The organism is Nocardioides sp. P5_E3, assembly GCF_054049275.1.
Genome location: NZ_JBFUMR010000055.1, coordinates 1 through 11,203 on the forward strand (window position 1 = coordinate 1; position 11,203 = coordinate 11,203).

Annotated in this window: 12 protein-coding genes; 10 read left to right on the top strand and 2 right to left on the bottom strand. The window is 73.3% G+C overall.

The features are described from left to right. From ACXJKB_RS22350 to ACXJKB_RS22385, 8 genes are all read left to right on the top strand, one after another. A partial coding sequence (locus ACXJKB_RS22350; RefSeq protein ID WP_457192359.1) for an SCO3242 family prenyltransferase occupies positions 1-608 on the top strand: 608 nt, incomplete at its 5' end. Then, on the top strand, positions 605-1,492 hold the full coding sequence (locus ACXJKB_RS22355; RefSeq protein ID WP_457192361.1) for a sugar phosphate isomerase/epimerase family protein: 888 nt from the start codon (positions 605-607) through the stop codon (positions 1,490-1,492). The genes ACXJKB_RS22350 and ACXJKB_RS22355, both read left to right, overlap by 4 nt. Further along, a complete protein-coding gene (locus ACXJKB_RS22360; RefSeq protein WP_457192363.1) occupies positions 1,489-2,142 on the top strand; it encodes an EboA domain-containing protein in 654 nt (217 codons plus the stop codon). The genes ACXJKB_RS22355 and ACXJKB_RS22360 overlap by 4 nt, the downstream gene beginning before the upstream one ends. Beyond that, positions 2,142-3,020: a TatD family hydrolase gene (locus ACXJKB_RS22365; protein WP_457192365.1), complete on the top strand. Its 879-nt coding sequence runs from the start codon at positions 2,142-2,144 to the stop codon at positions 3,018-3,020. The genes ACXJKB_RS22360 and ACXJKB_RS22365 overlap by 1 nt, the downstream gene beginning before the upstream one ends. A gap of 2 nt (positions 3,021-3,022) precedes the next feature. Further along, a complete protein-coding gene (gene eboE, locus ACXJKB_RS22370; protein WP_457192367.1) occupies positions 3,023-4,192 on the top strand; it encodes a metabolite traffic protein EboE in 1,170 nt (389 codons plus the stop codon). Between the two features lie 47 nt (positions 4,193-4,239). Then, complete coding sequence (locus tag ACXJKB_RS22375; protein ID WP_457192369.1) at positions 4,240-5,610, top strand: alkaline phosphatase family protein; 1,371 nt, start codon at positions 4,240-4,242, stop codon at positions 5,608-5,610. Between the two features lie 59 nt (positions 5,611-5,669). Continuing rightward, complete coding sequence (locus ACXJKB_RS22380; protein ID WP_457192371.1) at positions 5,670-6,308, top strand: VOC family protein; 639 nt, start codon at positions 5,670-5,672, stop codon at positions 6,306-6,308. A gap of 92 nt (positions 6,309-6,400) precedes the next feature. Then, positions 6,401-6,988 (top strand): class I SAM-dependent methyltransferase, encoded by a 588-nt coding sequence (locus ACXJKB_RS22385; protein WP_457192372.1) that lies wholly within the window; start codon positions 6,401-6,403, stop codon positions 6,986-6,988. A gap of 7 nt (positions 6,989-6,995) precedes the next feature. Here the strand turns inward: ACXJKB_RS22385 and ACXJKB_RS22390 are convergent, their stop codons facing one another. Further along, positions 6,996-8,039, bottom strand: a complete 1,044-nt coding sequence (locus ACXJKB_RS22390) for a LacI family DNA-binding transcriptional regulator (RefSeq protein WP_457192374.1) — start codon at positions 8,037-8,039, stop codon at positions 6,996-6,998. A gap of 144 nt (positions 8,040-8,183) precedes the next feature. On the opposite strand from ACXJKB_RS22390, the gene radA reads away from it, so the two are divergent. Both radA and disA read left to right on the top strand, forming a co-directional pair. Then, entirely contained in the window at positions 8,184-9,581 is a 1,398-nt protein-coding gene (radA, locus tag ACXJKB_RS22395; RefSeq protein ID WP_457192376.1) for a DNA repair protein RadA, read from the top strand. Between the two features lie 130 nt (positions 9,582-9,711). Next, positions 9,712-10,794: a DNA integrity scanning diadenylate cyclase DisA gene (gene disA / locus ACXJKB_RS22400; RefSeq protein WP_300049281.1), complete on the top strand. Its 1,083-nt coding sequence runs from the start codon at positions 9,712-9,714 to the stop codon at positions 10,792-10,794. 160 nt (positions 10,795-10,954) lie between these two features. On the opposite strand, the gene ACXJKB_RS22405 is transcribed toward disA, so the two are convergent. Then, positions 10,955-11,203, bottom strand: a 249-nt coding sequence (locus ACXJKB_RS22405) for an IS30 family transposase (RefSeq protein WP_457192378.1), incomplete at its 5' end; no start/stop codon positions are given.

Consider the following 11,203-nt stretch of genomic DNA (forward strand, 5'->3'; position numbering starts at 1 on the left):
GCCTCGGCGCCGCCGGTCTCGGCGTCGCCGCCCTCGTCGGCGGTCGCTCGGCCGTCGCGGTCGCGGCCCCGCTCGCCCTCATGGTGGTGGCCTACGACGCCGTCGCGAAGGACGCCGCCGTCGGGCCCCTCGCGATGGCCTCGACGCGGGGGCTCGACGTCCTCCTCGGCGCCCACGCCTCCCCCGCCAGCGCGTGGCAGCCCGCCCTCGCGATGACCGCGCACACCGCGGGCCTCACCTGGCTCAGCCGCGGAGAGGTGCACGGCACCCGCCCCGAGGTCGCCGGAGCGGTGACCGCAGGCACCCTCGCAGTGGCCGCCGCCACGGCCCACGCGGCGTTCCACGACCCGCACTCCGGTCGCCTCGCCCGCACGGCCGGCGTCGGCCTGTCGGCGGCGTACGCCGTCGTGGTCGGCCGCGCCCAGGCCCGCGCGGCGCAGCAGCCCACGGCCGAGGCGGCCCGCGCCGCCACCCGCACCGGGATCGGCGGGTTCTCGCTCCTCCAGGGCGCCTGGCTCGCCCGCCGCGGCCGGCTGGGCGCTGCCGCCACCGTCGTGGGCGCCGGCCCAGCCTACCGCGCCCTGTCGCGCCGCTGGAGCCCCACGTGAGCGCCCCGGCACCGGGCGGCCTCCGCCTCGGCTACGGCAGCAACGGCTTCTCCGGCCACCGCTTCCCCGACGCCTGCGCGGTGATCGCCGGGCTCGGCTACGACGGCGTCGCCCTCACCCTCGACCAGCCCCACCTCGACCCCTTCGCCGACGACGCGGCCGCCCAGACCGCGCGCGCTGCGAAGTCGCTCGCCGACCACGGGCTGGCCGTCGTCATCGAGACGGGCTCGCGCTACGTCCTCGACCCGTGGCACAAGCACGAGCCCACCCTGGTCAGCGACGGCGACCGCGGCCCGCGGGTCGAGCTCCTGACCCGTGCCGTGCGCATCGCCGCCGAGCTGGGGGCCGAGGCGATGTCGTGCTGGTCGGGCGTCCTGCCCGAGGGCGCCAGCGCCGAGGACGGCTGGCGCCGGCTCACCGACGGCCTCGGTCCGGTGCTCGACCTCGCGCACGAGCTCGACGTCACCGTCTGCTTCGAGCCCGAGCCCGGCATGCACGTCGACACGGTGGACGAGGCCCTCGAGCTGCGCCGCCGGCTCGGCGAGCCGGACCACCTCCGGCTGACCCTCGACCTGGGCCACCTCGTCTGCAACGAGCCGCGCAGCCCCGAGGCGTCCATCGCCGTCGCCGGTCCGCTCATCGGCAACGTGCAGGTCGACGACATGGTGCGCGACGTCCACGAGCACCTCGAGCTCGGCACCGGCACCCTCGACCTCGACGCGGTCCTCGGCGCCCTCCTGGCCACCGGCTTCACCGGCCTCGCCAGCGTCGAGCTGCCCCGCCACTCCCACGCGGCGCCCACTGTCGCCGCGCGACAGATCGCCGCCCTGCGCGCCTCCCTGGCCCGCCTCGCCGACTCCGACAGGGAAGGACCCACGCCGTGACCGAGATCCGTCCGCTGGCCGCCGACGACACCATCCGGCAGGCGCTCGACGAGCACGCGCAGGCGCAGCTCGACGCGCTGACCGCCGAGGTGGCCGAGGACCCCTCGCGACTGGGCCGGGCGTTCCCCGCGGCCGCCCGAAAGACCGGCCGCGGCCCGCTCGCCGGAGCCGACGACGTCCTGCTCGAGGACGCCGTACGCGTCTCCCTCGTGCAGACCGCGGCGCGCTCCCTCGACCCCGAGGCGCTCCTGGCCGAGCTGCGCGGGGTCTACCGCTACGGCGACAACGACGAGAAGCGCGCGGTCCTGCACGCCCTGTCCGGCGCACCCGACGACGTCGACGGCACCGACCTGCTGCTCGACGCCCTCCGCACCAACGACACCCGCCTCGTCGCCGCTGCGATGGGCCCGCACAGCGACCGGCTGGACGACGACTCGTGGCGCCAGGGCGTCCTCAAGTGCCTGTTCACCGGCGTGCCCGTCGCGTCGGTCACCGGGCTCGCGCGCCGCGCCGACCGAGAGCTGGCCGAGATGGTGCAGCGCTACCGGCGCGAGCGCGAGGCCGCGGGTCGCGACGTACCCCTCGACGTGCAGGTCGTCCTCGACGCCTGCGCCGCCTCCACCCAGCACGACCAGCAGAAGGACTCCTGATGCGCATCTTCGACCCGCACATCCACATGACCTCGCGCACCACCGACGACTACGAGGCGATGTACGCCTCCGGCGTCCGCGCGCTCGTCGAGCCGGCGTTCTGGCTGGGCCAGCCGCGCACCACCGTCGGGTCGTTCACCGACTACTTCGACGCCCTCGTCGGGTGGGAGCGGTTCCGCGCCTCGCAGTTCGGCATCGCCCACCACTGCACGATCGCGCTCAACCCCAAGGAGGCCAACGACCCGCGGTGCGCCGAGGTGCTCGACGTGCTCCCGCGCTACCTCGCCAAGGACGGCGTGGTCGCCGTGGGCGAGGTCGGCTTCGACTCGATGACGGTCGAGGAGGAGAAGGCGTTCGCGCGACAGCTGGAGCTCGCCGTGGAGTTCGAGCTGCCGGCGATGGTCCACACGCCCCACCGCGACAAGGAGCAGGGCACCCGCCGCACCCTCGAGCTCGTCACCGAGTCGGGCCTCGCGCCCGGAATGGTCGTCGTCGACCACCTCAACGAGGTGACCGTCGACCAGGTCGACGAGGCCGGCTGCTGGATGGGCTTCTCGATCTACCCCGACACCAAGATGGACGAGCACCGGATGGTCGCGATCCTGCAGCGCCGCGGCCTCGACCGGGTGCTGGTCAACTCGGCCGCCGACTGGGGCCGCAGCGACCCGCTCAAGACCTCGAAGACCGGTGCGGCGATGCTCGAGGCCGGCTTCTCCGCCGACGACGTCGACCGCGTGCTGTGGCGCAACCCGATCGAGTTCTTCGGCCAGAGCGGCCGGCTGCTCGTCGACCCGGACCTCGCCGACGACGGCTCCGCCGGCGGCGACGCCTCCGCGACCTTCGAGGGCAACTCGATCCTGCGCGGCTCGCGGGACTGACGATGAGGCTGCAGCACCCCGACGGCACCGTCGTCCACCTCGGCTACGGCACCAACGTCCTGCCGGCCGAGGACGTCGACGGGCTGATCGCCCAGGTGGGCACGTACGGCGACCGGCTGCGCCAGCACCTCGGCACCGACCGCGTCGGCCTCGGGATGTGGCTCCCCGCCGCCGCGGCGCGCCGCCTCGCCTCCGACCTCGACGCCGTGGCCCGACTGCGGGACGCGATCGACGAGCACGGCGTCGAGATCGTCACCCTCAACGCCTTCCCCTACGCCGCCTTCCAGGACGAGGTCGTCAAGAAGCGCGTCTACCACCCGACCTGGGCGGAGCGCTCCCGGCTCGACTACACCCTCGACGTGGCCCGCGTGCTGGCCGCGCTGATGCCGGAGGACGCCGTCCGGGGCAGCATCTCGACCCTGCCGCTGGCCTGGCGCGCGCCGTGGCTCGCCGACCGCCAGTCGAGTGCCGAGCTGCACCTCAAGGCCCTGGCCGAGGGACTGGCCGAGGTCGAGGCCGAGACCGGGCGCACCGTCCGGGTCGCCTTCGAGCCCGAGCCGGGCTGCGTCATCGAGACCATCGCCGAGGCGGTCGAGAGGCTCGACGCGGCCGACCGCGAGCGGATCGGTGTGTGCCTGGACCTCTGCCACCTCGCCGTCGGCTTCGAGGACGCGACCGACGCGCTCGGCCGGCTCGACGCCGCCGGCCTCGACGTGGTCAAGGTGCAGCCGGCCGCGGCGCTCGTCGTCGACGACCCGGCCGACCCGGCCGCCCGCGCCGCGCTGACGTCGTACTCCGAGGACCGCTTCCTGCACCAGGTGCGCCAGCGAGTCGGCCAGCGGCTCGCGTCGCGCGACGACCTCCCCGACGCCCTCGACGGACGCCGACCCCTCGACGACAGGTCGCCGTGGCGGGTGCACTTCCACGTGCCCGTCCACGCCGACCCGGCCCCGCCGCTGCGCAACAGCCGCGACGACCTCCGCGCCTCGCTGGCGGCCCTCCTCGGCGGCGACACCGCCCGCACCGACCACCTCGAGGTCGAGACCTACACCTGGTCCGTCCTCCCCGACGGCGCCCCCGCCGACGACGACGCCCTTGCCGCCGGGCTCGCCGCCGAGCTGGCGTGGGTCCGCGACGAGCTCGTCGGGCTCGGCCTCACCTCGCTCGACTGACCTCCCCCTCCCCCCTTTCTCCGCCCCCACCCAGACAGGACGCCACCGTGGCCCACCCCAAGCTGCTCGTCGTCGACCTCGTCGGCCTGACCCCCGACCTGCTCCGGCACATGCCCCGGCTGCGCCGCCTCGCCGATGCGGGCTCGCAGGCCACCCTGGAGCCGATCCTCCCGGCCGTCACCTGCTCCGTGCAGTCGACGTTCCTCACCGGCCTGCCGCCGTCGGGACACGGCGCCGTGGGCAACGGGTGGTACTTCCGCGAGCTGGGCGAGGTCTTCCTCTGGCGCCAGCACAACAAGCTCGTCGACGGCGAGAAGGTGTGGGAGACGATCCGCCGCGAGCGACCCGACTACACCGTCGCCAACGTCTGCTGGTGGTACGCCATGGGCATGACGACCGACTACACGGTCACGCCGCGGCCGATCTACTACGCCGACGGCAAGAAGGCGCCCGACTGCTACACCCGCCCGCCCGAGCTCCACGACGAGCTCGTCGGCGCGCTCGGCGAGTTCCCGCTGTTCACCTACTGGGGCCCGACCGCCGCGATCGCCTCCAGCGAGTGGATCATCGCCGCCACCCGCCGGCTGATGCCCCGCAGCGACCTCACCCTCTGCTACGTCCCGCACCTCGACTACGACCTCCAGCGCTTCGGCCCCGACTCCGACGAGGCCGTGCGGGCCGCCCAGGAGATCGACGCCGCGCTGGCGCCGCTCCTCGACGACGCCGAGCGCACCGGCGTCACCACGCTGGTGCTCTCGGAGTACGGCATCACCGACGCCGACCAGCCCGTCGACATCAACCGGATGCTGCGCCGCAGCGGGCTGCTCGAGGTCTACACCCAGGACGGCATGGAGTACCTCGACCCCTGGACCTCACGTGCCTTCGCCGTCGCCGACCACCAGGTCGCGCACGTCTACGTCGACGACCCCGCCGACCTCGAGACGGTCCGCGGGCTGTGCGCCGAGCTCCCCGGCGTCGACCAGGTGCTCGACCGCAGCGCGCAGGCGGCGTACGGCCTCGACCACGAGCGCTCCGGCGACCTGGTGCTCGTCGCCGACGAGACCGCCTGGTTCACCTACTACTACTGGCTCGACGACGCCCGGGCGCCCGACTTCGCCCGGGGCGTCGAGATCCACCGCAAGCCGGGCTACGACCCCGCCGAGCTGTTCTTCGACCCCGAGGACAAGGCGGTCAAGCTCAAGGCCGGCCTCACCCTCGCCAGGAAGATGGCCGGGCTGCGGTACGCGATGAAGGTCGTCCCGCTCGACCCGTCGCCGGTGCGCGGCACCCACGGACGGCTGCCGAAGGACCCCACTCTCGGCCCCATGCTCGTGTGCAGCACCCCGGGCGCGGTCGCCGGGTCGGTGGCCGCGACCGACGTGCGCGACCTGATGCTGAGGCTCGCCGGCACGTCTTGACATCAAGAAACTCCGACCCCGGTGTCAAGGCCGGCATGCGCGCGGACCAGAATCTGGTCATGCGCCTGGACCACGTCAGCTTCGCCGCCGGACCTGATGGACTTGCCAGCACCGCCCAGCGCATCGGGGGGCTGCTCGGCACCGACTTCGTCGACGGGGGCATCCATCCCCGTTTCGGCACCCGCAACATGACCTTGCCGCTGGCCGGCGACATCTACATGGAGATCGTCGAGGTCCTCGACCACCCCGCCAGCGACAAGGCCCCCTTCGGCCAGGCCGTCCGCGCCCGCTCCGCCCTCGGCGGCGGCTGGCTCGGCTGGGTCGTCTCCGTGGCCGACATCTCCCAGATCGAGTCCCGGCTCGGTCGCGAGGCGGTCAAGGGCAACCGTCGTCGCCCCGACGGCACCGAGCTCCTCTGGCAGCAGATCGGCGTCAACGGCCTGCTCTCCGACCCCCAGCTGCCGTTCTTCATCCAGTGGCAGTCGTCCTCGGACCTCCACCCCAGCAACGGCGCGACCGGCGCGTACTCCCTCGACTGCCTCGAGATCGCCGGCGACCCCCAGCGGGTCAGCGAGTGGCTCGGCGAGACCGTCGAGGCTCCCCTCGAGGACGTGAAGGTCGAGTGGGTCGCCCCCAACGGCACCCCCGGCATCGTCGCCGTCCAGCTCCAGACCCCCAACGGCCTGGTGCGGATCTGAAGCCGCGCCCCTCCCCCAACATCTGGAACACCCCCGAGCTGTACGAGCTCGAGAACCGCGCCGCCGACCCCCACGACCGCATCGCCACCGCGATGCGCGAGATCGGCGACTGGGCCGGGCGCACGGTCCTCGACGTCGGCTGCGGCAGCGGCTTCCACCTCCCGCTGTGGGCCGGGTCCGCGGCCCAGGTGGTCGGCGTCGAGCCGCACCCGCCGCTCGTCGGGCTCGCCCGTCGTCGTACGCGCTCACTGGCCCACGTGCGCGTCCTCGAGGGCGGCGCCCAGGCAATCCCCCTGCCCGACGCGTCCGTCGACGTGGCGCACGCGCGCTGGGCCTACTTCTTCGGCCCCGGCTCGGAGCCCGGCCTGCGCGAGCTCGACCGGGTCGTACGCCGCGGGGGCACGGCGTTCGTGATCGACAACGACCCGACCCGGTCGACCTTCGGTCGCTGGTTCGGTCGCGGCTTCCCCGAGGTCGACCCCGAGGCGGTGGAGCGGTTCTGGTCGATGCACGGCTGGCAGCGCCGGCAGATCGACATGGGGTGGTCGTTCACCTCGCGCGAGGACCTCGAGTCGGTCGTCCGCATCGAGCTGCCACCGGAGGCGGCCGAGGAGGCGCTCGCCTCCCACACCGGCACCGAGGTCGACTACGCGGTCAACCTCTGGTGGCGCCACTTCTGAGCCGGCGTCAGCTCGACTCGCGGATCGCCAGCGTCGGCTCGAGGAGGACGCCGCGCGTCTCGACGGGCTGGTGGGACAGCAGCGCGCGCAGGGTGCGGATGATCTCGACCGCCACGTCCTCCAGCGGCTGGCGTACGGACGTGAGACCCACCGGGTAGACCTGGGCCACCTGGGAGTCGTCGAAGCCGACCACGCCGATGTCGCGGCCGGGCGCGAGCTGCCGGATCCAGAGCGTGTGGAGGACGCCCATCGCGAGGGTGTCGGACGCGCAGACGAACGCCGTCGGGGCGGACTCGTCCAGAAGTACGGCTGCCGCCTCGGCGCCGCTGTGGACGACGTCCTCGACACGTGAGGCCATGCCCGTGGTGGAGAGGCCGTTCTTGTGCATCGTGCGCACCCAGCCGGAGCGGCGGTCCTCGCCGATCGGGGAGTCCTTGCGCCAGCCGATCCACGCGATGCGGGTGTGGCCGCGGTCGATGAGGTGCTGGGTGGCGAGCGCGATGCCGGCGGCGCCGTCGACGTCGACCCACACGTGGCGGGCCTCGTCGTCGTCCCACGGCCGGCCGAAGGCGACGAACGGGGCGCGCTGCTGGCTCAGCCACGCGGCCTGCGGGTTGCCGAGGTAGGTGTCGGTGACGACGAAGGCATCCACGGCGGTCGAGCGCAGCAGGTTGTCGTAGCCGCCGACCGGGTCCTCGTCGTCGCCCGGGAAGAGCAGGACGTGGTAGCCCACCCCCTCGCTCGCCTCGACCAGCGAGTGCACGAACCGGTCCATCGCGGCGTTGGCGGTGCCCTCCTGGGCGGGGGCGAAGCGCAGGCCGATCAGGGACGACGTCCGGGTGCGGAGGTTGCGGGCGGCGCGGTTGGGCGAGTAACCCAGCTCGGCGATCGTCTGGCGCACCCGCTCGAGGGTGTCGGGACGCAGCAGGTCGGGGTTGTTGACGGCGTTGGACACCGTCTGGCGCGACACCCCGGCCCGCTCCGCGACGTCGGCGAGGGTGGGCGGCGTCACCGGCAGCGTGCTCCCGGTCCGATGCTCGTTGCGCGCCATGGCTCCCCCTCCCGATCGCCCTAGATCGATCCAATCGAGGTGAGCATAAGCCCCGCCCTCGCTCGCGCACGCCCACCCGACGGGTGAGCACCGGCGCGCGCGGCGGGCACCGGGGTGTCGGTGGGCTCGCCTAGCGTGTGGTCCATGTCGACGAAGACCGCTCGGGTGCGCTCCTCCTACCGCTGCTCGGAGTGCGGGTGGGAGACCGCCAAGTGGGTCGGCCGCTGCGGCGAGTGCCAGGCCTGGGGGTCCGTCGCCGAGGCGGGCGCGCCGACCCTGCGCGCCGCCGCCGGTCCGGTCTCGACGCCGGCGGTGCCCATCGGGCAGGTCGCGACCACGGAGTCGGTCGCGCGCCCCAGCGGGGTGCCCGAGCTCGACCGCGTCCTCGGTGGCGGGCTCGTGCCGGGCGCCGCGATCCTGCTGGCCGGCGAGCCGGGCGTCGGCAAGAGCACGCTGCTGCTCGAGGTGGCCGCGCAGACCGCGAGCACCCGGCAGCGCACCCTCTACGTCACCGGCGAGGAGTCGGCCGCCCAAGTGCGGCTGCGCGCCGACCGCACCGGCGGCGTCCACGACGAGCTGTTCCTCGCCGCCGAGACCGACCTCGGGGCGGTGCTCACCCACATCGAGGACGTACGACCGACGCTGCTGGTCGTCGACTCGATCCAGACGATCGGCGCCTCGGGCATCGACGGCGTCCCCGGTGGCGTCACCCAGGTCAAGGAGGTCGCCGCCGCGCTGATCCGCGTCGCCAAGACCCGCAACATCACCACCATGATCGTCGGCCACGTGACCAAGGACGGGTCGATCGCCGGCCCGCGGGTGCTCGAGCACCTCGTCGACGTGGTCCTCCACTTCGAGGGCGACCGCAACTCACGCTTCCGCATGGTCCGTGCCATGAAGAACCGCTACGGCCCGGTCGACGAGGTGGGCTGCTTCGACCTCTCCTCGGAGGGCATCTCCGCCGTCACCGACCCGACCGGGCTCTTCGTCGAGCACCACACCCAGGACGTCTCCGGAACCTGCGTGGCCGTGACGATGGAGGGACGACGACCGCTGCTGGCCGAGGTGCAGGCGTTGCTGACGCCGTCCCCGCTCGAGCGACCCCGCCGCACGGTCTCGGGCGTGGAGTCGTCACGTGTCGACATGGTGCTCGCCGTCCTCCAGCGACACGCCCGGCTCCGGATCGCGGGCAGCGACACGTTCGTCGCGACCGTCGGCGGCGCCAAGCTGCACGATCCCGCGGCCGACCTGGCCATCGCGGTCGCCGTGGCCAGCTCCCACCTCGGCGTGCCGCCACCGCGAGGCGCCGTGGCCATCGGGGAGATCGGCCTCGCCGGCGAGCTGCGCCGGGTGCGCGACCTGCCGCAGCGCATCGCCGAGGCGTCGCGGCTCGGCTTCAAGGTGGCGGTCGTCCCCCGCGGACGGGCGTTGCCCAGCGAGCGCGGGATCCCCTCGCGGCGCGTGGTCGACGGCCTCCGCGTGGTGGAGGTGGACGATGTCCTGGGCGCGCTGCTCACCCTCGACCTGACACCACCCCTCTGACGAGCAGGGGTCGCCCGACCGCGGTCGGAGGCCCCTGAGCTGGAAACGATCGGGGGATCGGGCCCGACCACCCCTACACTTCACCCGATGGCGCACGGGGGCGCCCGAGGAGAGAGCACGTGGAGGACCGGTGGCAGAGCGCATCGACGAGCAGCTGAGGCTGCGCGCGACCCTGGCCTCGATCGCACCGGGCACGCCCCTGCGCGACGGGCTCGAACGCATCCTCCGTGGCCGCACCGGCGCCCTGATCGTCCTGGGGCTCGACCGGGTCGTCGAGTCCATCTCGACCGGCGGCTTCACCCTCGACGTCCCGTTCACCGCCACGGGCCTGCGCGAGCTGGCCAAGATGGACGGCGCGATCGTCATCGATAAGGACATCACCCGCATCCACCGGGCTGCCGTCCACCTGATGCCCGACCACACGATCCCCTCCGAGGAGACCGGCACCCGCCACCGCACCGCCGAGCGCGTCGCCAAGCAGACGGGCCACCCCGTCATCTCGGTATCGCAGTCGATGCAGATCATCGCGGCCTACGTCGGCGAGATCCGACACGTCCTCGAGGACTCCGGCAAGATCCTCTCCCGCGCCAACCAGGCCCTCGCCACCCTCGAGCGCTACAAGCTGCGCCTCGACGAGGTCTCCGCGACCCTGTCCGCCCTCGAGATCGAGGACCTCGTCACGGTGCGCGACGTCGCCGTCGTCGCGCAGCGCCTCGAGATGGTCATCCGGATCGCCCGCGAGATCGAGGACTACGTCCTCGAGCTCGGCACCGACGGACGTCTCCTCTCCCTCCAGCTCGAGGAGCTCGTCACCGGCGTCGACGCCGAGCGCGACCTCGTCGTGCGCGACTACCTCCCGGGCGGCCGTCGCCGTCAGGCCGACCCCTCCTCCCACGTCGCCGAGCTGGAGACGCTCTCCCCCACCGAGCTGGTCGACCCCGCCGCGGTGGCCCGGGCCATCGGCCTCAGCGGCGCCGAGCACCTCGACGCCGCCGTCGCTCCGCGCGGCTACCGGCTCCTCGCCAAGGTCCCCCGCCTCCCCCCTGCCGTGGTCGACCGCCTCGTCGACCACTTCGGTGGCCTCCAGCAGCTGCTCTCCGCCGGCATCGACGACCTCCAGGCCGTCGAGGGCGTCGGCGAGCTCCGCGCCCGCAGCGTCCGCGAGGGCCTCTCCCGCCTCGCCGAGTCGAGCATCACCGAGCGCTACATCTGAGACGCGCAGTCGACCGCGAGGAACGAGCGGTCGGCGTGGGCGCGGCCAGGTCGAGCAAGGCCCACGACCGAGGCACGAGGTCGTGACGGCCGCGTCGAGACCTCACCCGACTCGGTCGCCGCCCGGGCGGTGCACCACCCACATTCCCCGGCCGGCGGATTCAAGCGGTGGATGCAACACCGGTTGGTTTTGGTGGGTTCGACAGTAGTTCGTCGAGTGCCTGTGCCGGTGTCTTCCAGCCGAGGGTCTTGCGGGGCCTGCGGTTGAGCTTGGCGGCGACGTGGTCGAGGTAGTCGAGCTGGTAGACCGACAGGTCGGTGCTTTTGGGGAAGTACTGGCGCAGCAGGCCGTTGGTGTTCTCGTTGCTGCCGCGCTGCCAGGGCGAGTGGGGGTCGCAGAAGTAGATGTC